16 protein-coding genes and 2 pseudogenes are annotated in these 20,472 nt (G+C 68.1%); 9 read left to right on the plus strand and 9 right to left on the minus strand.

Annotated elements, in window-relative coordinates:
* Window positions 1–4 precede the first annotated feature (4 nt).
* Window positions 5–448: a universal stress protein gene (locus AC0KS4_RS13685; protein ID WP_225327499.1), complete on the minus strand. Its 444-nt coding sequence runs from the start codon at window positions 446–448 to the stop codon at window positions 5–7.
* Between the two features lie 284 nt (window positions 449–732).
* Between AC0KS4_RS13685 and AC0KS4_RS13690 the strand changes: the two genes are divergently transcribed.
* Entirely contained in the window at window positions 733–2,316 is a 1,584-nt protein-coding gene (locus AC0KS4_RS13690; protein ID WP_238956139.1) for a mannosyltransferase, read from the plus strand.
* 12 nt (window positions 2,317–2,328) lie between these two features.
* Here AC0KS4_RS13690 and AC0KS4_RS13695 read toward each other — a convergent pair whose 3' ends face one another.
* The 5 genes and pseudogenes from AC0KS4_RS13695 to AC0KS4_RS13715 form a co-directional block, all read right to left on the minus strand.
* Complete coding sequence (locus tag AC0KS4_RS13695; RefSeq protein ID WP_238956140.1) at window positions 2,329–3,747, minus strand: MFS transporter; 1,419 nt, start codon at window positions 3,745–3,747, stop codon at window positions 2,329–2,331.
* Window positions 3,748–3,804: 57 nt separating this feature from the next.
* Window positions 3,805–5,976, minus strand: a complete 2,172-nt coding sequence (uvrB, locus tag AC0KS4_RS13700) for an excinuclease ABC subunit UvrB (RefSeq protein WP_225327496.1) — start codon at window positions 5,974–5,976, stop codon at window positions 3,805–3,807.
* 562 nt (window positions 5,977–6,538) lie between these two features.
* Window positions 6,539–7,261, minus strand: a pseudogene (locus AC0KS4_RS13705) (hypothetical protein); the annotation flags it as partial.
* 3 nt (window positions 7,262–7,264) lie between these two features.
* Window positions 7,265–7,561: a hypothetical protein gene (locus tag AC0KS4_RS13710; protein ID WP_238956141.1), complete on the minus strand. Its 297-nt coding sequence runs from the start codon at window positions 7,559–7,561 to the stop codon at window positions 7,265–7,267.
* 191 nt (window positions 7,562–7,752) lie between these two features.
* On the minus strand, window positions 7,753–9,816 hold the full coding sequence (locus tag AC0KS4_RS13715; RefSeq protein WP_238956142.1) for a serine/threonine-protein kinase: 2,064 nt from the start codon (window positions 9,814–9,816) through the stop codon (window positions 7,753–7,755).
* Between the two features lie 152 nt (window positions 9,817–9,968).
* Here AC0KS4_RS13715 and AC0KS4_RS13720 point away from each other — a divergent pair, with 152 nt between their 5' ends.
* Together AC0KS4_RS13720 and AC0KS4_RS13725 are read left to right on the plus strand one after the other, a co-directional pair.
* Window positions 9,969–12,473 (plus strand): FHA domain-containing protein, encoded by a 2,505-nt coding sequence (locus tag AC0KS4_RS13720; RefSeq protein WP_425326354.1) that lies wholly within the window; start codon window positions 9,969–9,971, stop codon window positions 12,471–12,473.
* A gap of 94 nt (window positions 12,474–12,567) precedes the next feature.
* Window positions 12,568–13,017 (plus strand): ribonuclease FAU-1 family protein, encoded by a 450-nt coding sequence (locus tag AC0KS4_RS13725; RefSeq protein ID WP_043955770.1) that lies wholly within the window; start codon window positions 12,568–12,570, stop codon window positions 13,015–13,017.
* On the opposite strand, the gene AC0KS4_RS13730 is transcribed toward AC0KS4_RS13725, so the two are convergent.
* Both AC0KS4_RS13730 and sigK read right to left on the minus strand, forming a co-directional pair.
* On the minus strand, window positions 12,998–13,696 hold the full coding sequence (locus AC0KS4_RS13730) for an anti-sigma factor (protein WP_225327493.1): 699 nt from the start codon (window positions 13,694–13,696) through the stop codon (window positions 12,998–13,000). The two genes, AC0KS4_RS13725 and AC0KS4_RS13730, sit on opposite strands and share 20 nt — an antisense overlap.
* Window positions 13,693–14,256 carry an ECF RNA polymerase sigma factor SigK gene (gene sigK / locus AC0KS4_RS13735; RefSeq protein WP_238956144.1) on the minus strand — a complete coding sequence of 188 codons (564 nt, stop codon included), beginning with the start codon at window positions 14,254–14,256 and terminating at the stop codon, window positions 13,693–13,695. Before sigK ends, AC0KS4_RS13730 begins: the two co-directional genes overlap by 4 nt.
* Before the next feature lie 368 nt (window positions 14,257–14,624).
* On the opposite strand from sigK, the gene AC0KS4_RS13740 reads away from it, so the two are divergent.
* The 6 genes and pseudogenes from AC0KS4_RS13740 to AC0KS4_RS13765 all read left to right on the plus strand — a co-directional run bounded on the left by AC0KS4_RS13740 (window position 14,625) and on the right by AC0KS4_RS13765 (window position 19,254).
* Window positions 14,625–15,173: a fasciclin domain-containing protein gene (locus AC0KS4_RS13740; RefSeq protein WP_374109664.1), complete on the plus strand. Its 549-nt coding sequence runs from the start codon at window positions 14,625–14,627 to the stop codon at window positions 15,171–15,173.
* An 89-nt stretch (window positions 15,174–15,262) separates the two neighbouring features.
* Complete coding sequence (locus AC0KS4_RS13745) at window positions 15,263–16,972, plus strand: cytochrome c biogenesis protein DipZ (protein WP_238956145.1); 1,710 nt, start codon at window positions 15,263–15,265, stop codon at window positions 16,970–16,972.
* 103 nt (window positions 16,973–17,075) lie between these two features.
* Window positions 17,076–17,660 (plus strand): fasciclin domain-containing protein, encoded by a 585-nt coding sequence (locus AC0KS4_RS13750; protein WP_275254156.1) that lies wholly within the window; start codon window positions 17,076–17,078, stop codon window positions 17,658–17,660.
* Between the two features lie 32 nt (window positions 17,661–17,692).
* A pseudogene (locus AC0KS4_RS13755) lies at window positions 17,693–17,837 on the plus strand (ATP dependent DNA ligase); the annotation flags it as partial.
* Between the two features lie 159 nt (window positions 17,838–17,996).
* The gene (locus AC0KS4_RS13760) at window positions 17,997–18,782 is read left to right on the plus strand and encodes an Fpg/Nei family DNA glycosylase (protein WP_238956146.1); all 786 of its coding nucleotides are present in this window, start codon (window positions 17,997–17,999) and stop codon (window positions 18,780–18,782) included.
* Window positions 18,783–18,840: 58 nt separating this feature from the next.
* Window positions 18,841–19,254 (plus strand): hypothetical protein, encoded by a 414-nt coding sequence (locus AC0KS4_RS13765; RefSeq protein ID WP_225327488.1) that lies wholly within the window; start codon window positions 18,841–18,843, stop codon window positions 19,252–19,254.
* Here the strand turns inward: AC0KS4_RS13765 and coaE are convergent, their stop codons facing one another.
* Window positions 19,255–20,469: a dephospho-CoA kinase gene (gene coaE / locus AC0KS4_RS13770; RefSeq protein WP_238956147.1), complete on the minus strand. Its 1,215-nt coding sequence runs from the start codon at window positions 20,467–20,469 to the stop codon at window positions 19,255–19,257. It lies immediately after the preceding gene.
* Between the last annotated feature and the right edge of the window lie 3 nt (window positions 20,470–20,472).

Raw genomic sequence — 20,472 nt, forward strand, 5'->3', positions numbered from 1 at the left:
GCTTCTACGTCGTGGTGTGCACGATCAGGACGTCGGTCTTGGCCCGCCGCGACACGTTGGCCGGCACCGATCCCAGCAGCCGGCCGGCGATGGTGCTCAGACCGACGTTGCCGACCACGAGCAGGTCAGCGTGCTCTTCCTCGGCGAGATGCACCAGCGCGTCGACCGGCGCCCCCACGATCGGGCGCTCATCGATGTTTTGCGCACCGGCCGCCTGGGCGCGGTCCTTGGCGTCGCGCAGAATCGCGTAAATCGGCGCGGTGCCCGAAACCTTGTAGCTTTCGTCCCGGAGGGCGTCGGCGGCCCGGGCGTCCTCATGTTGGGGCAAGTACGCCGAGGCCACGATCAGCTTGGCGTCCGGCCCGGCGATCTGCGCCGCCTTCTCCACCGCGCGCATCGACGAGTCCGAGCCATCGGTTCCTACCACCACAGTCCGATAGGCGCCCATTTACCCTCCCAGTTTCGGTTGGTCAGCCAACCCAAGACAGTATCGCGTTTGCTCGATGCAGAGGAGATAGATGAACGACACGGTGTGGCGTGGCGCACCCGCGATTTGCGGCGTCTGGCTGCGCCAACGGACAATATCGACAATGACGAAACAATCGCATGCTCGGGCCGATAACGGAAAGCATTGCATGACGCCGCTTTTCGTGAATACGGGCGTGAACTGCGAATGCGGCGGGTGCTGTTTGTGACCGGCCCGACCGGCCGCGCCCTACAGTAACAATCATCATGTCCATGCCCACCCTCGAGCCGATTTTCGAGCCGCGCGCCGGGGATGTTGTCGACAAACCCGTCGCCGAGCGCCCCCGCGGCAGGTTGCTCGACCCGTGGGCGATCGCCCTGTTCGCCTCCGCCGTCAGCGCCGCCTGGGCCTGCCGGCCGTCGCTGTGGTTCGACGAGGGGGCCACGATCTCGGCCGCGGCGAGCCGGACGCTGCCCGAGCTGTGGCGGCTGCTGGGCCACATCGACGCCGTGCATGGGCTGTATTACCTGGTGATGCACGGTTGGTTCGCGCTGTTTCCGCCCACCGAGTTCTTCTCGCGGCTGCCCAGCGCGCTGGCAGTGGGCGCCGCCGCCGCCGGGGTCACGGTGTTCACCAAGCGGTTCGCGACGCGGTCGACGGCGGTGTGCGCCGGCGTCGTCTTCGCCATCCTGCCCCGCACGACGTGGGCCGGCATGGAGGCGCGTTCGTATGGCTTCGTGGCGGCCGCGTCGATGTGGCTGACGGTGTTGTTCGTGGCCGCCGTCCGGCGCAACAGGCCGAATTGGTGGATTTGCTACGCGCTGGGATTGATGCTGTCGATCCTGCTGAACGTCAACCTGGTGTTGCTGGTGCCGGTGTACGGCGCGATCCTGCCCCTGCTGCTCCCCGCGGGGGCCCGCAGGTCCCCGGTCTTGTGGTGGGCCGGCAGTTCGGCCGTCGCGGTCGGGGCCATGGTTCCGTTCGCGCTGTTCGCTCATGGCCAGGTGTGGCAGGTCGGCTGGATCTACCCGGTGAGCTGGCATTACGGCTTCGACATCATCCTGCGGCAGTACTTCGACCACAGCGTCGCTGTTGCCGTGCTGAGCGCGGTGCTGATCGTCGCGGCGGCGCTGTCCCGGCTGGCCGGTGCGCCGGCCCCGGCCGGCGACCCGCGCCGCTTGCTGATGCTCTGCGCGGCGTGGATGGTCATTCCGACCGCGCTCATCGTCATCTATTCGGCCGTCAGCGAACCGATCTACTACCCGCGCTATCTGATCTTCACCGCGCCCGCGATGGCCATCGTCCTGGCCGTCTGTATCACCACGCTGGCGCGCCGGTCCTGGCTCATAATCGCCGCGGTGCTGCTGTTCGCCATCGCCGCGGTGCCGAATTACCTGTTCGTCCAGCGTTGGCCGTACGCCAAGGAGGGCTGGGACTACAGCCAGGTCGCCGACCTGATCGCCTCACACGCCGCCCCCGGCGACTGCCTGATGGTGGACAACACCGTGCCGTGGCGGCCCGGCCCGATCCGGGCGCTGCTGGCCACCCGGCCAGCGGCCTTCCGGTCGCTGATCGACGTCGAGCGCGGTGTGTACGGCCCGAAGGTCGGCTCGCTGTGGGACGGCCACGTCGCCGTATGGCTGACCACGGCCAAAATCAACAAATGCTCGACCATCTGGACCATTACCAACAAAGACGCGTCGCTGCCCGATCACCAATCGGGACATTCGCTGCCGCCCGGAAGCGCATTCGGGCGCGCCCCGGCGTACCGATTCCCGGGCTACCTCGGCTTCCACATTGTCGAGCGCTGGCAATTCCACTACTCGCAGGTGGTCAAGTCCACGCGGTGATCGCCGAGCGGCTCAGCCCACGCTGACGACCGGCCGCGCCTGGCGCGTGGCGCGGGTCGCGGCGTACGACACCGCCACACCGGCGGCGCTCAACGCGGTGAAGACCGTGAACAGCAGGTGGGCCGCCATCGCCTCGCCGCCGGTGGCGGTGTTGACGACGACGCCGGCCAGCCCGGCGCCGATCGCCGCGGAGGTCAGCTGGACGGTGTTGATCGCCGCCGAGGCGGCGCCGCCCTCCGCGGGATCGTCGACGCTGGCCATCGCGCGGGCCGACAGGTGCGGCCAGGCCATCCCGATCCCGACGCCGGCGACCAGCAGGGCCACCGCCCACAGCGCGGCGGTCCAGGCGGACCCGTCGCCGTGCCGGGCCACCGCCCCCAGCGCCAGGCCGGACGCCGCCACCAGCGGCGCCACCATGACCACCCGCCCGATCGTCCGGGGGTTTTCCAGCGAGGCGCTGACGATTTCGCTGACCGTCCACCCGAGGGCGAGCGCGGCGCCCAGGAATCCGGCCGCGATCGGCGTCAGATGGGCCAACCGCTGCCCGAACAGCGGCACGTACGTGTTCACCATCGCCGCGCCCATCAGGACGCCCATGGTCAGATAGATCCACTTCAACGGCCCGGGAGAGAACACGCTGGGCGGCAGGATGGCCGCGTGCATGCGCCAGTCGACGATCACGAACAGGACGACAAGCAGGATGCCGGCCGCGAGCAGCCCGTACGTCGCGACGGTGTTGCGCGGAATCTGCGCGGCGCTGACGGCGAGTGCGGCCACACCGATGATCAGCAGCGACCACACGGGCACCTTCATCCGCGGGATGCCGTTCGTCGGGTCGACGCGGGCCAGCGCGACGGGCACCAGCATCGCCATCAGGACGGTCAGGACGGCCATCGCGACAAACGCCCACCGCCAGATCCCGAACTGTGCGAACAGGCCGCCCGTCGTCGGGCCCACCACGGTCGCCACGCCCCACATCGCCGACACCAGCGCCGAGCCCCGCGTCCACAGCCAGCGGGGCAACGCGGAGTTGATCACCGCATAGCCCAGGCCCGCCAGCAGCCCCCCGGCCACCCCCTGCATCGCCCGCCCAGCAATCAAAACATGCATGGTGGGCGCGGCGGCACAAACCAGGCTGGCGATGCCGAACACGGCGAGTCCGAACAAATACGACGACCGCGCCCCGACGCGCAGCAGCATCGGATTGACCATCGTCGCCGCGACCACCGACCCGACCAGGTACAGCGTCGTCACCCACGCGTAGAGCCGGCTTCCGCCGATCTCGGCGATGGTGTTGGGCAACAAGCTGGTGGTCAGGAACTCGTTGGTGGCGTAAAGCGCTACCCCGCCGGCCAACAGGATTGACGTCCTCAGATACCTGGCGCCCAGCAGCTCTCGCCAGCCGCCGGTGATAGTCGCCGCGTCGGTCACCCCTCTACCGTATGGGGTGCGGCGGGGATACCGGCCGGAGATCGGTTGCCAGCAAACTCATTTCAGGCCGGCGGCGTCCATCCCGCGCAGCTCCTTCTTGAGGTCGGCGATCTCGTCCCGGAACCGGGCGGCCAGCTCGAACTGCAGGTCGCGGGCGGCGGCCATCATCTGCGCGGTCAGGTCCTTGATCAGGTCGGCCAGCTCGGCGCGGGGCATGCTCGCGGTGTCGCGCCCCTCGAACACCCCGGCGCTGACCGCGCGGCCCGGCTCGCCCTGTGCGCGTCGACCGCGGGACGCATTGCGCCCTGACCCGCCGATCTCCACCGTTTCGCTGTCGTCCGCCTCGCGATAGACCTGGTCGAGGATGTCGGCGATCTTCTTGCGCAGCGGTTGCGGGTCGATCCCGTGGGCCTCGTTGTAGGCGACCTGCTTCGCCCGGCGCCGTTCGGTCTCGTCGATCGCCTCCTTCATCGAGTCGGTGATCGTGTCGGCGTACATGTGCACTTCGCCGGAGACGTTGCGGGCGGCGCGGCCGATGGTTTGGATCAGGCTGCGCGCCGACCGCAGGAACCCCTCTTTGTCGGCATCCAGGATGGCGACGAGCGACACCTCGGGCAGGTCCAGGCCCTCGCGCAGCAGGTTGATGCCGACCAGCACGTCGTACTCGCCGAGCCGCAGCTGGCGCAACAATTCCACCCGGCGCAGCGTGTCGACCTCCGAGTGCAGATAGCGCACCCGGATCCCCATCTCGAGCAGGTAGTCGGTGAGGTCCTCGGCCATCTTCTTGGTGAGCGTCGTGACCAGCACGCGCTGGTCGGCGTCGGTGCGCTTGCGGATCTCGCCGATCAGGTCGTCGATCTGCCCCTTGGTCGGCTTGACCACCACCTTCGGGTCCACCAGACCGGTGGGCCGGATGACCTGCTCGACGAACTCGCCACCGGACTGGCTGAGCTCGTAGGGGCCCGGGGTGGCCGACAGATACACCGTCTGCCCGATGCGGTCGGCGAACTCCTCCCACGTGAGCGGGCGGTTATCGCACGCCGACGGCAACCGGAACCCGTATTCGACCAGGTTGCGCTTGCGCGACATGTCGCCCTCGTACATGCCGCCGATCTGCGGCACGGTGACGTGCGACTCGTCGATGACCATCAGGAAGTCTTCCGGGAAGTAGTCGAGCAGGGTCGCCGGCGGCGAGCCCGCCCCCCGGCCGTCGATGTGGCGCGAGTAGTTCTCGATGCCCGAGCAGAACCCGACCTGGCGCATCATCTCAATGTCGTAGTTGGTGCGCATCCTCAGGCGCTGCGCCTCGAGCAGCTTGCCCTGGCCCTCCAGCTCGGCCAGCCGGGCGGCCAGTTCCTCCTCGATCGTCGAGATGGCGTGGGCCATCCGCTCGGGACCGGCCACGTAGTGGGTGGCCGGGAAGATGCGCAGCGAGTCGACCTGGCGGATCACGTCGCCCGTCAGCGGGTGCAGGTAATACAGCGCCTCGATCTCGTCGCCGAAGAACTCGATGCGCACCGCCAGCTCTTCGTAGGACGGGATGATCTCCACCGTGTCACCGCGCACCCGAAACGAACCGCGGGTGAAGGACAGGTCGTTGCGGGTGTACTGGACGTCGACCAGCAGCCGCAGCAGCCCGTCCCGGGGCACCTCGTTGCCGACCCGCAGCTCCACCGAGCGGTCCAGGTACGACTGCGGTGTGCCCAAGCCGTAGATGCACGACACCGACGCCACCACGACCACGTCGCGCCGCGACAGCAGCGACGACGTCGCGGAGTGCCTCAACCGCTCCACGTCGTCGTTGATCGAGCTGTCCTTCTCGATGTAGGTGTCGGTCTGCGCGATGTACGCCTCGGGCTGGTAGTAGTCGTAGTACGACACGAAGTACTCAACGGCGTTGTGCGGCAACATCTCCCGCAACTCGTTGGCCAGCTGGGCGGCCAGCGTCTTGTTGGGCGCCATCACCAGGGTCGGCCGCTGCAGCCGCTCGATGAGCCAGGCGGTGGTGGCCGACTTCCCGGTGCCGGTGGCGCCGAGCAGCACCACGTCGCGCTCCCCCGCCCTGATCCGGCGCTCCAGCTCGTCGATGGCCGCCGGCTGGTCCCCCGCAGGATCGTGCGGGCTGACCACTTCGAAGCGGCCGCCGACGCGCACCAACCCCGCCACGGCCTCTTCCGCCGGGCGATATTCCGAATGAGCGACTACTGGATGTTCCGTGGCAAATGCCATGCCACCAGGGTAGAGGCGCTCACCGACAAGTGCGTTGGAGCTGGTCTTTACGAGCCGGCGCGCTCATAGGGGATTCCCGTACAGGCGCGGTTCCGTGACGGGGCGACCTTGATCTTGGCAATGCTCCCCAGACAAGGTTCCTGGTGGTGGCGTGTATCGATACTCGTCGCGGATGTCCGACGGGCGCACAGGTAGATCTTGTTCGAGGGGAAAGCCGTCCCACACGATTCCGTCCGATTCCCCCGGCCGACGGAAAGAACCCCATGGCTGGCCCTCTTCCAGATCCAGGAGATAGTAGTAACGCGCCGCCTCCTCGACATCCGGCCAAGGGCCAGGGTCGATGATCGACTCCCTGGTGTCGCGCACGAGCCCCCAAATTCTGTCCGATGGCGGCGCCGCGTACACGAGGTACATCGTTGGTCCGTCGGTCCACGCATGTGAGACCAGGAACGGCTTGCTTCCTCGTCTGTTCTCATCTTCGATGTGGCGCAATAGGTTCCGCAGCACTCGTGCTGCGAATTCGCTATGCACGTCGGAAGTTTCAGTTGATGGGCACATTGGTGTTCCAGCCCCATCCCTTTTTGGTCTCCGCATCGTAGTAACCGCGTCGGAGAACGACGCGGTTGCCGTCTAAATCGGTGGCCTCGGCGACCACCTCATTGACGGGGTACGTCCCCGGTGGCGGTGGTGCTTGCTTGAACGTGTGGTTGTCGACGGCTTGGATTTTGGGTTTTCGGTCCAGCCCGGGTGGATTCGGTTCCGGCGGGAAGGTGTCGCGGATCCCGGCCATGGCCGCGCTGACTTTGCCGGCGACCTGTTGATCCAGGGCGACCACTTGCGCAGCACGTTGGCGAATATCACCGGCGTATGTTTCCGCCTGAGCTTGCCGGGCGGCGCGCTGCGCAATCGAACCGGCAGTCGAACGATCGGTGACCGACATGTCTTCGCGCACATCGAACCCCGCCCTAAAGGCGTCCTCGACGACATATCGAACTCGCGAGCGTGCCGCGGACAAGTCGGAGGCCCCGCCTCGGGCGGCTTTTGCCGCGAGTTGCAGTTGGTCGACAACCGCGCTTGTTTTCTGCATGTCGGCGTGCGTCGTGGTGTGCAACGCATCAGCGGCGCGACCTTGCCAATCAACGGATAGGCCATCACGCCAGACTTGATTGGCCACCGTGTAATTGCGTGCCCCCACGGCCTCCCAGTAATCGGCTGCGTCGGTCAGGTGTTGGGTCGGCCAGGACAGCACCTGCGAGAGGATGGGAGAGCCCCCGACTGCTGTCATGGGCTACACGACAATCGCCGAATGGGTCACTGCGGTCATCTCGTCAGCCGCGTCAGCTTCGTTGAGGGTGTAGCGGCCGTCGGCTTCGGTGACACGAGTTGCGTGGGTCTGCACCCGACCGGCCAGCGCAGCCGTGAATGCCATGACGTCGGCATGGGCGATGTTGACGGCGGCCGCGCTGGCCTGGCACGACAATCCCGGCGCAACCGGAGCGATCGAAGCCTGTAGTTCGCCCGCCGACGCCTCCCACCGGGAGGCCATCGCCTGCAGCCCGGCCGTGTCCACGCGTACTACCTGCATGGGCGCAAGTTTATTTGGAATGCGTCGCCGCGAAAGTCACTCAGCGCTGCGATGCGCCCGCCCACATCCGTCACATGGGTACCAGGAGGGAACGACGAGGCGGTTCCCGAACCTGCTAGCGCATCCGCTAGCGGATGTGAAAGTCACCTATTGGTCCCTGGAGGCTGACCACTCCGCGCGGCCGTCCCCGGCTATCCCGCGGGACGCGTCCACGTCCGGGTGACCGGATCGCATTGCAACAGGTAGCCGTCGCTGGAGGTGCTCATGGCGAACACCGAGGTGCCCGGCCGGTCGCACGAGCTGCCGGCCGCGTGCACGCCCATCGTGATGGGGGCCTTGGCCCAGCTGCTGCCCTCGCACACGATCTGCTCGTTGTTGGTCGGGTCGTAGGCGACCTTGCCGACGTCGGCGCACAACCCGCCGAGCACGGGCGGCGCCGGGGCGGGCGCGGTGGCCGAGGTGTTGATGACCTGGGTGGGGTCGCCCAACGTCACCCCGGCCGGCGCGGCGCCCGCCCGGGTGGCCACCACGGGCACCCGGACCACGGCCCCCTGAGCACCGCACTCGTTGCTGAGTACGGTCTCGGTCTCCGTGCCGCGCAGCGTGCCGTCGGCCTGCGGCGCCAGTGACCAGGCGACGGTTTCCTGCTGGGTGGCCGGGACGTGCCCGTTCGGCTGGGCGCAGCCCACCCGCAGCTGCTCGGGCGCCCCCTGCCAGTAACCACCCACGTAGCGCAGGGTGTCGGCCTGGCCGCCGCCGGCGGTGTTGGCCAGTTGGTGGGTGGCATCGTCGAGCTGGGTCCCGGTCGCCGCGCATCCGTTGGTCGTACAGGCCGACCGGAACGCCCACCAATCGGTGGTGGCCCCGCCGTGGCGGATGCCGATGCCGTTGGTGGTCCGCTTGGTCTGGTCGTAGTCCAGCCGGTACGTCCCATTCAGCGCCGGTCCCCCGGCGGTAGGTGCGGCACTCGCAACGGGGACCGACGGTTTGGACGCGAGGGTGGGGTGGGGCGGCGGCGCGGCGGGCTCGACGGAGTACAGGATCGACCAGGTCGCCGCGACGGCGACGAGCACCGCGCACACCAGCGCCGCGGCCCACCGGGTTTTCGACGAAAAGCGGTGGTTCAAGGCCGCCAGGGCGCCACCGGGTCCGCGCCGGCGGTGCGGTGTCAACGGAACGGCGCGCGGCGGGCGGCGGCCCGCTTCGGAGAACTGCTCGCTGACGGTGGTGGCGAATTCGCGGCAGCGCGCGAACCTGTCCTCGGGCCGTTTGGCCAGCGCCTTCGAGAACACGTCGTCGAGCCCCGCCAGGTCCGGCCGAAAATCGCTGAGCCGAGGAGGGGCCTCGTGCAGGTGCTGGCTGATCACCGCGATCGGGTTGGAATGCTGGAACGGCGGGGCGCCGGTGAGCAGGTGGAAAGCCGTTGCCGCCAAAGCATATTGGTCGGCCCGCCCGTCGATAGGCGCACCCGCAAGCTGCTCGGGCGCGGCGTAGGCCACCGTTCCCACCGCGACATTGGTCTCGGTGATGCCGCTCACGTCACCCAGGTGACGCGCGACACCGAAGTCCGCCAACAGGATTCGGCGCTCCCCATCCTCAGGATGGGTGAGCAGGATGTTGGCGGGCTTGACGTCGCGGTGCAGCAGGCCACGGTCATGCGCGTAGTCCAGCGCGCCCGCGACCGCGTGCACGATGGCGCCCACCTCGTGAATCGGCATGCCTTCGGGGTGGCTCTCTTTGACCAACCGCGACGCATCGGTGCCCTCGACATAGTCCATAGAAATCCACAGATGCCCGTTGAATGCGCCGCGGTCGTGGACGCCGACGATGTGCGGATGCCACAGCGTCGCCGCGAGATCGGCTTCCCGGTTGAACCTTTCGCGGAACTCGGGATCGGCCGTCACCGCCTCGGCGAGAACCTTGATCACGTCGCGGCGCGGCAGCCGCGGATGCAACGCCAGGTAGACCTCGGCCATGCCGCCGGCGCCCAGCTGCCGCAAGATCGTGTAGCCGGCGAAGGACGCGCCGTTTCCCACCGCAAGGCGCGGCGCACTGGACTCGCTGCGCGGTTGTGCCGCTTCGGGTTCCGCGTTCGGCGCGGAACTTACCGGTGGTATCCGGCGAAACAGCTGCCCGATCGGCATGGCGGGCAGCGAGTGAAAACCCGCGCGCAGGGCCTCACGGGCCTGGCGCGGGTTGCCCAGCAGTCGTCGCCCGGTGCCGATGCGCCGGGTCGTTCGCTTGTGCTCATCCATTAATCGCTTGGCCCCCTCGTTCGAATAATGCCGCACGCCAGTGGGCGATTCGACTCAGCCGACTATGAAAGCGCTATGAATCGCCGAGCCGAAACAAAGGGAAGTCACAGCCGGATCTCATCGAAGCATGGCCGGCGCGGCCCGATACTTGAGTGGTGACTCGACCCGCCCCGCCCCTCCTGACGATTCGGCACGACGGGTCCCAACGATCCTTCGCGGCCGGACACGAAGTGGTCGTCGGACGCGACGTGCAGGCCGACGTGCGGATCGCCGATCCGCGAATCTCGCGCGCGCATCTGATCCTGCGTTTCGACCAAGGCCGCTGGCTGGCAATCGATAACGGCTCCCTGAACGGGACCTATCTCAACGGTTACCGGATGCCGGTCATCGACATCCACGACGGCCAGAGCATCCACGTCGGGAACCCGCGGGGCCCGCACCTGACCTTCGCGATCGGGCCCCGCCAGGGCCACGCCGGCCGCCCGGCCCGCACCCGGCCCCGCCACGATTCCGGCCCGCCGACACTGGCGTGGTCAGCGCCGGGCGCGCAACCGAACGCGCCGCATCGGCCGCCGCCGGGCCGGGGCGGTCCACCCGAGCCGCCGACCGTCGTCCACTCCGTTTCACCCGCAACGGAATTCACGGTGATCGACGCCAAGACTGCCGACGTGTCGAACCTGGCGACGCGTTTTGTGAGATTGCTCTCCCCGCGCGCGTCGTCCGCCGCGGGCACCACCGGCGCAATGACCATCGGGCGTGCCCCCGAAAACGACATCGTCGTCCCCGACGTGTTGGCGTCGCGTCAGCACGCGACCTTGGTCCCCACGCCGCTGGGCACCGAGATCCGGGACAACAGCGTCAACGGCACGTTCGTCAACGGCACCCGGGTCGGGTCGGCGATCCTGTCCGACGACGACGTCGTCACCATCGGCAACGTCGACCTGGTCTTTCGCGCCGGCACGCTCACCCCACACAGCGAGGCCGCGACACGCACCGGCGGCCTCGAGGTGCGCAACGTCAAGTACGTCGTCGACAACGGAAAACAACTGCTCGACGACATCTCGCTGATCGCCCGTCCCGGAACACTGACGGCCGTGATCGGCGGGTCGGGCGCCGGAAAGAGCACCCTGGCCAGGCTCATCGCCGGCTACACCACCCCGAGCTCGGGCTCAGTTACGTTCGAGGGACACAACATTCACGCCGAGTACGCGTCCCTGCGCAGCAGGATCGGCATGGTGCCCCAAGACGACGTGGTGCATCGCCAGCTGACCGTCAACCAGGCGCTGGGCTACGCCGCCGAGCTGCGGCTGCCGCCCGACACGGGCAAAGCGGACCGCGCCAAGGTCGTCGCCCAGGTGCTCGACGAGCTCGACCTGACCAAGCACGCCGACACCCGCGTGGACAAGCTCTCCGGCGGGCAGCGCAAACGCGCGTCGGTGGCGCTCGAGCTGCTGACCGGGCCGTCACTGCTGATCCTCGACGAGCCCACCTCGGGCCTGGACCCCGCGCTCGACCTGCAGGTCATGACGATGCTGCGCCAGTTGGCCGACGCCGGCCGCGTCGTGCTGGTGGTCACGCACTCGCTGTCCTACCTGGACGTCTGCGACCAGGTGTTGCTGATGGCCCCCGGCGGTAAGACGGCCTACCGCGGCTCGCCCGAGCAGATCGGCGACGCGATGGGGACCACCAACTGGGCCAAGATCTTCACCCAGGTCGGTGCGGACCCGGACGAGGCGAACCGTCGCTTTGTGGAACGGAGCGAGGCCCAAAAGCGCGTGCCGGACAAGGCCGATGAGCCCAGCGGCCTCGGCGAGCCGGTGCACACCAGCGTGCGACGCCAGATCTCGACCATCGCCCGACGGCAATTTCGCCTCGTCGTCGCCGACCGCGCCTACTTCGTCTTCCTGGCGCTGCTGCCGTTCATCCTGGGTTCGCTGTCATTGACCGTCCCGGGCAGCAACGGATTTCGTGCGCCCGGGCCGAACGCGGGAACGCCCGACGAGGCCGCGCAGATACTCGCCCTGTTGATGCCGGCCGCGGCATTCATGGGCACCGCGTTGACGATTCGCGACCTGGTCGGCGAGCGGGCCATCTTTCAGCGGGAGCAGGCGGTCGGCCTGTCGACCACCGCCTACCTGCTCGCCAAGAGCGCGGTGTTCTGCGCGTTCGCCATCCTGCAGTCGGCGATCGTCACGGCGATCGTGGTGGCCGGCAAGGGCGCACCCACGCGCGGCGCGGTTCTGTTCGGCCACTCCACGCTCGGGGCCACCGTCGAACTGTTTACCACCGTCGCCGCGACGTGCGTCGCGTCGGCCATCCTGGGACTGGCCATCTCGTCGCTGGTGCGCTCCAGCGAGCAGATCATGCCGCTGTTCGTGGTGACCGTGATGGCGCAGCTGGTGCTGTGCGGCGGCATGGTGCCCGTGACCGGCCGGCTCGGCCTGAACCAGCTGTCCTGGGCGATGCCGGCGCGCTGGGGCTATGCCGCCGCCTCGTCGACGGTGGACCTGCGGCACCTGGTGCCCGATTCGCTGCTGTCGCAGGACAGGTTCTGGCAGCACACGCCGAAGAGCTGGCTGCTCGACATGGGCATGCTGGCCGCGCTGTCGCTGCTGTATGCCGGCTTTGTGCGGTGGAAGATCCGGTTGCGCCGGTAGGGTGACATCATTCAGGAGGAAAAGCGACATTCATCCACCGAAACACGAAACGTTCGACCTGGCGGGCCGCACCAACACCGATCCCAAGGGCATTGTGCGGGCCGTGGACGAGTATGCGGTGCGCCCGTGGGGTCTCTATGTCGCGCGTCCCACCCCCGGCCGCGCCCAGTTCCACTACCTCGAGTCGTGGCTGCTGCCGTCCTTGGGCTTGCGCGCCACGGTCTTTCACTTCAATCCCGGCCATGAACGCGACCACGACTACTACCTGGATGTGGGCGAATACACGCCGGGCCCCGAGGTATGGCGTTCCGAGGATCATTACCTCGACATCGAGGTACGCACCGGTGCCCGCGCGGAACTGGCCGATGTCGACGAGTTGCTCGACGCGGTGCGCCACGGCCTGCTAACCCCCGAGGTCGCGGAGCTGGCGGTGCAACGCGCCGTGGCCGCGGTGGATGGATTGGCCCGCAACGGCTATGACCTGTCGCGGTGGCTGGCCGGCGGCGGCATGGAACTGACCTGGCTCAGCTCAACGGGAGTTTGAGAAACGGTGTGGTCGTGGGTTGGGCGGAGCCCTGCCCCGGTTCGGCCGTCACCGCGAGCACGGTGCTGTGCCCTAGGTTGGGCACGATGGCGGTGGTGGACGGCTTGACGGTGTCGGCACCCATGGTGCCCGCCGGGCGCGGCCCGTTCTGGTCGATCAGCCACATCTCGTAGACGCTGTCGGGCAGGGGCGGCGCGACGTTGTTCAGCACGACCACCGCCGCGTTGCGTTGCCGGGAGAACACCACGGTAGCGGTGCCACCGGCCGGCAGTTCGGCGGTGGCGGTGTGGACGTCCGGCGCGGCGAAGACGGCCTCCGCCGTCGATGTCGTCGGCGTCGGGCGGAGCGCCACGGTGACGCCGGTAGCGATCACCGCGGCGACCACGGCCGCGGCGGCCGCCAATGCCGCTGTGCGCCAACGTATCCGGCCGGAGCGACGGGGTTCGACGGCCGCCAGCACTTTGGCGCGCAGCCTCGGGTGCGGATCCAGTTCGGTGTGCGCCGACACGACCGCCATCGTCTCGCGAACCGCCCGCACTTCGGCGTGAAATTCCTCGGCGACCGACGGCGGCGCGGCCGCGACGCGTCGCTCGATATCCGCGCGTTCGGCGTCGGAGACGGCGTCGAGCGCGTACGCGGCGGCCAGCTCGAGCAGGGTGAAATCGGATGGGTCGGTCATGGCACATCCAAACAACGACGGAGTTTGCGCAAGGCATCCCGCATCCGCGATTTGATCGTCGACGGGTTCTGCGCAAGACGCTCGGAAACCTGAGCGTAGGTCAGGCCCTGGTAGTAGGCCAATTCGACGCATTGACGCTGGGCGTCGGTCAACCCCTGCAGGCATTCGACGACCCGGTCGCGCTCGTCGCGGGCCATCGCGGCGTCGGCGACGACGTCGCGGTCGCGCTCGACATCCGCGGCGCCGTAGCGTGATTCGCGATCCGTCGCCGCTTGTTCGGCACGGACCCGGTCGACGGCCCGCCGGTGCGCCAGCGACAGGATCCACGCCACCGCGCTCCCCGCCGCCGGATCGTAGGCCCAGGCGTTGCGCCACAACTGCAGGTAGATCTCCTGGGTCGTCTCCTCGCTGTATCCGGGATCGCGAAGCACCCGGAACACCAGCCCGAAGACCCGGGCGCGGGTTTGGTCGTAGAGTTGCGCGAACGCGTCGGTGTCCTGGTCGGCCACCCGGCGCAGCAACGTATCGAGCTCGCCGCTGACGCGCGCCGAACTACCCATGGCGCGATAGCGTAACGAGTCCCGCGGCGCCGCGCGCACTCGCGCCGTTCGAGCGGCTGCGAGGACCTCCATAACTGGTATTCGGGGCCGCCGCGGCCGCGGACGTTGCGAGAAATCGCACCGCGGCCGCCGGGCGGCCCGCACCTGTTGTGCGCCCCAATTTCCGTCCCCCGCCCCGTCGTTTCCGAATAACTGCGGTCCGGCCGAAATACGGCGGCACAAGGCCGCCCATGACGAAGGAGTCGAACGCAATGACGAACGCTCGCGCAAGGACGGTCGCGGCCACGGGGCTGGCGGCGACCGCACTGTTAGTCGGCTTGTCAGGATGTTCCAGTGACAAGTCGGCGTCTGGGCCGACAACCAGCAGCATGACCAGCAGTATGACCGCGCCTTCGACAACGTCGGGCGCCGCCGACCCCGCCGCTGACCTGGTCGGCCCGGGTTGCGGGGACTACGCGAAGCAGAACCCCACCGGCCCGGGCTCGGTGGCGGGGATGGCGCAGGACCCGGTCGCCACCGCGGCGTCGAACAATCCGATGCTCACCACGTTGACGTCGGCCCTGTCGGGCAAGCTCAACCCCGACGTGAACCTCGTCGACACCCTCAACAACGGTCAGTACACGGTCTTCGCGCCGACCAACGCTGCCTTCGACAAGCTTCCCGCGGCGACGCTGGACAAGCTGAAGACCGACGCGCCGATGCTCAAGAGCATCCTGACCTATCACGTCGTGCAGGGACAGACGAGCCCGAACAAGATCGACGGCAGTCACGCGACCCTGCAGGGCGCCACGGTGAACGTGACCGGCCAGGGCAATGGCCTCAAGGTCAACGACGCCGGTCTGGTGTGCGGAGGGGTGCACACCGCCAACGCGACGGTGTACATGATCGACACCGTGCTGATGCCGCCGGCCCAGTAGGTCCTTCGGAGCATCGGCCTTCGGCGCGCCTGCCGTGGGCGCACCAGACTCGATGCGATCCATGACCGGGCCGGCTGCGAATAGCAGTCATGTTGACTCTCGCGCTGATCGGCTTCGTCGGAGGCTTGATCACCGGCGTGTCACCGTGCATTCTGCCGGTGCTGCCGGTGATCTTCTTCTCGGGCGCGCAAGGCACCGGCGGCGACGCGGCCGAACATTCACGCTCGCAACGGCTACGGCCCTACCGGGTGATCGTCGGCCTCGTTCTCAGCTTCAGCCTGGTCACCCTGATCGGGTCGACGCTGCTCTGGCTGCTGGGCCTGCCGCAGGACGCCATCCGGTGGGCGGCGTTGGCGGCCCTGGTCGCGATCGGGTTAGGCCTGATCTTCCCCAGGTTCGAACAACTCCTGGAGCGTCCCTTCGCGCGCATCCCGCAGAAGCAAATCGGCGGGCGCGGCAACGGTTTCGGTGTCGGCCTGGCATTGGGGGTGCTCTACGTCCCCTGCGCCGGTCCTGTGCTGGCCGCGATCGTGGTCGCCGGGGCGACCGCCTCGATCGGAACGGGCACGGTCGTGCTCACCTGCGCGTTCGCCATCGGTGCCGCGCTGCCGCTGCTGATCTTCGCGCTGGCGGGCCGGCAAGTGGCGCAACGGGTGGCGGCCTTCCGGCGCCGGCAGCACGGGATCCGCATCGCCGCAGGCATAGTCACGATCGGGCTCTCGGTGGCGCTCGTGTTCAATGTGCCCGCGCTGCTGCAGCAGGCGATCCCCGACTACACCGGCGCGCTGCAGGACAAACTCGCCGGCGATCAGCGGGTCCGGGAAAAGCTCAACCTGGGTGGCATCGTCAACGATCAGAACGCGCAGCTGTCCCGCTGCAGCAATGGCGCCCCGGAGCTCGAAAACTGCGGCCCGGCACCCGATCTCAAAGGCATCGCCGGCTGGCTGAACACCCCCGCCGGCACCCCGATCGAGCTGAAATCGCTGCGCGGCAAGGTCGTGTTGATCGACTTCTGGGCGTATTCGTGCATCAACTGCCAGCGCGCGATCCCGCACGTCGTCGGCTGGTACAACGCCTATCACGACGACGACTTCGAAGTCATCGGGGTGCACACCCCCGAGTACGCGTTCGAAAAGGTACCCGGCAATGTCGCCAAGGGCGCCGCCGGCCTCGGCATCAAATACCCGATCGCGCTCGACAACGGCTACTCCACCTGGACCAACTACCGCAATCGGTACTGGCCCGCGGAGTACCTGATCGACGCGGACGGCACGGTGCGCCACATCAAGTTCGGCGAGGGCGACTACCGCGTCACCGAGCGGCTGATCCGGCAATTGATCTCCCTCGCGGACCCCCGGGCCGCGCTGCCCCCGCCAGTGGACGCCGCCGACACCACCCCACGGCACCAGACGACCCCCGAGACGTACTTCGCCGTCGGCAAGGTCGTCAACTATGGCGGCAGCGGCCAATACGACGAGGGCTCAGCAACATTCGACTATCCCCCGGCCCTCGCGGCCGACAGCTTCGCGCTGCGCGGGCCGTGGACGCTCGACTACCAGGGCGCGACCGCCGACAGCGACCAGTCCAGCATCAAGCTCAACTATCACGCCACCAACGTCTACCTGGTCGTCGGCGGAACAGGGACCGTCACGGTGACGCGCGATGGCCGCTCCACCCCGCTGCCGATCAGCGGGCCGCCGACGTCACACCAGATCGTCGCCGGCGACCATCCCGACACCGGCACCCTCGAGGTGTGTCCCGGCAAAGGGCTGCAGGTGTATTCGTTCACCTACGGTTGATCGCCACCAATCGCGCCGGTGGGCAATCCAACAACGCCGCGGCTCCGAATCCCCCGTAACGACGGCCGAAGGTGGCCGTCGACGAACCGGAGGAACCAACGCGATGAAACTGGACAAAAAAGCAATGGCGGCAACGGGGCTTGCCGCGGTGACCATGATGGGTTTCGCGATCACAACGTCCCCGCTGGCCGCGGCCGCCGACCTGGTCGGACCGGGATGCGGAGACTATGCGAGCGCACACCCCGACGGCCCCGCCTCGGTGCAGGGCATGTCGCAGGTGCCCGTCGCGGTGGCGGCCTCCAACAACCCGATGCTCACGACGCTGACTTCCGCGGTGTCCGGCCAGCTCAACCCGCAGGTCAATCTCGTCGACACCCTCAACAACGGTCAGTACACGGTGTTCGCGCCGACCGACGACGCGTTCAACAAGCTGCCGGCCTCGACGGTCGACCAGCTGAAAACCGACTCCGCGATGCTGAACAAGATTTTGACCTACCACGTCGTGCAGGGCCAGCTGAGCCCCGCGAAGGTGATCGGCAGTCACCGCACCCTGCAGGGTGCCGACCTGGCCGTCAACGGTCAGGGAAACAACTTGACCGTCAACAACGCCGGCGTGGTCTGCGGCGGGGTGCCGACCGCCAACGCGACGGTGTACATGATCGACACCGTTTTGATGCCACCGGCGTAGCGCGGCCGGGGCTACCCTGGCGCCATGATCGCGAGGCCGGCGCGCACTGGGTATGCCCCGAGATGGTGGTTCAGATCGGATTCAGCGAGTGGACGCGCGATGGCAAGCTGCGGCATCCGCGCTACCTCGGTGCGCGCCGACAAGGAACCCGGCGAAGTCGTGCGGGAGACGCACTGATGGCTGCTGAACCCGGTTTCATCCAGCAGGATTTCCGGGCCGACCGGTTGACCATTCGAGATCGCCCCAAACAGCCTGCCGGACAACCGGATTCGTGGGCGAACATGTCGAGGCACGTCCGCTCCCCGGCGGGCCCACTGCGGCGCGTGGCGAAGCTGCGTGCCTGAACTGCCCGATGTGGAAGGGTTCCGGCGGCAACTGGCCGCCGGGTTGCCGCGGCGGCGGATCCGGCACGTGCAGGTGCACGATCCGGGGATCTTGCGTAACACCACCGCAAAAGCGTTCGCGCGCAGGCTGACCGGTCACCGATTCGCCGGTCCACGCCGGCACGGCAAGTGGCTCGTGCTGCCCACGGACGGCCCGGCACTGCTGATCCACAGCGGCATGACCGGCCGCCCCTACTATGCCGCCAGCGGGGCCACCCGCGACCCCTACGAGCGGCTCGTGCTGGAGCTGGACAGCGGCGAACTGCGCTACGCCGACCTCCGCAAGTTGCGCGGGATATGGCTGGCCGACGATGCCGACGACATCACCCACGTCACGGGCCCGCAGGGTCCCGACGCGCTGGGCCTCGGCCTGCGCGAATTCCGCGCGGTGCTGAACTCCCGATCCGCACGCTCGCGCCAGCTCAAACCCACGCTGATGGACCAATCGGTGATCGCCGGCCTCGGCAATCTGCTGGTCGACGAAATCTGCTGGCGGGCCAGGATTCGGCCCACCGTGGCGGTCGCGGAATTGGGTGACGACGACGTGAAGACCTTGCATGCCGCGATGACGCGGGTGCTGCGCACCGCCGTGCGGCATGGCCGGGTGCCGGGTTTGCCACGCTGGCTCACCAGGGTGCGTGACGAGCCCGACCCGCGCTGCCCGCGCTGCGGCACGCCGCTCGAGCGTGCCCGGGTGGGCGGCCGGGCGACGCTGTGGTGTCCGCGCTGCCAGCCTTGAAGCAATCCAGCGCAAACCATCTGGTTCGCAAATCACGCTGGTTGTAATGTCACCGGCTATGAGCTGCAAAGGCCGCATGATCCTGCCGATCGCCGCGGTCACGCTGATCGCCGCCGGCGCTCAGCTGAACCCGGCGACGGCGAGGGCGGATCTGCACAACATCACCTATCGCGCCAGGATCGACGGCGTCACGACGGGAAGTCAGGCCACGTTCGTGATCAACGGCGGCCAGACGAACACCGCTGGGCTGAGCTCGATGCCCGGCAACGCGTTCGAAGCCGACACGGTGTTGCCCGACCCGCAGCAGGCCGGCATGCGCATCGTGCTGCACTTCCCGTACTCGGCGAACGTGCACTGCGAGATCGACGTGGACGACAACGTTTTCGTCCAGGCTGACCAAATGGTCAGGCCGGTGGCCGGGAACGCCGATCCCAACAACGGTGCGCTGCAGTGCGGGGCGCCGCTGCCCTAGCTAAGGGCGCCAGCCCGTCGAGTCGGCCCACTCCCAGGCCCGCCGGTAGGCGCCGAGGAACCAGCGCTCCTTGCTGTCGGCGTATATCGCAGTGTCACCGCCGGCGAGCTGTTCGGCCGCGCGCTTGACGCTCAGGTACTCGGCGCGCGCGTCGGGGTCGGCCCTCAGCCAATCGACGAACAGCAGCGCGAACTGCTGATTGGGATGGCCGGCCACCCGGATATGCACGTTGGTAATCCGGCCCGGGTCGGCTGATTTGTGAAAGCGCTTGTGCCACAGCCCTGGAGCATCACTGTGGTCGTACCTCAGGTCGGTGCTGCGGGCGGTGTCCTTGGGAACATCCTCGCCGATGTCCCCGACGCGCGGGTAACCGGCAGATAGCAACGGTTCGACGAGTTCGTCGGCGACATCCAATGATTCGACCGTGATCTGGATGTCGATGACGTCCTTGGCCGGAAAATCCGGCACGGCCGTCGAACCGATGTGGTCGACGCGCAGCGCCCGGTGCCCGCAGGTCGTCTTGAGGCGGTTGAGGATTCGTTGCGCCTGATCCGGCCAGGTCGGGTCGGGCGGCACCAAACGGGCCGGCGCCCGGGCGATCTGGCGCGTGCTCAGGTTGTGGGCGAACGGCACGATGCGGTTGTCCCACACCTCCTGCGCCCGGCGCGCCAAGTCTTCCGGGCTGCCGGAGTTGTCCAACCAGATGTCGGCCACAGCGCGGCGCTGGTCGTCGCCGGCCTGCGCGGCGATCCTGGCGCGGGCATCGTCTTCGGCCATGCCGCGTTGCTCGACCAGCCGCCGCAGCCGCAGCTCGACGTCTGCGTACACGATGACCACGAGCGGGAACAGCGGCGCCATCCCGGACTCGACGAGCAGCGGAATGTCCTCGACGACAACCGAATCCTCGGCCACCGACGCGATGATCTCCGCGCGGCGCATCCCCACCAGGGGGTGGACGATCCCATTCAGCGTCTGGCGCGCCTCGTCGTCACGAAAAGCCTTGGCGGCCAACGCCGGACGATCGAGCGCTCCGTCCGGCAGCAGGATGTCGTCACCGAACGCTTCGACGAGCGCCGCCAGCCCTTCGGTGCCCGGCTGGACCACCTCACGTGCGATGACGTCGCCGTCGACGATGACGGCGCCGCACCGTTCGAACGTGGACGACAGCGCCGACTTGCCGGCGCCGATGCCGCCGGTCAACCCGATACGCAGCATGGC

The sequence above is a fragment of the Mycobacterium sp. NTMscope_MAC_12 genome, from assembly GCF_976985675.1.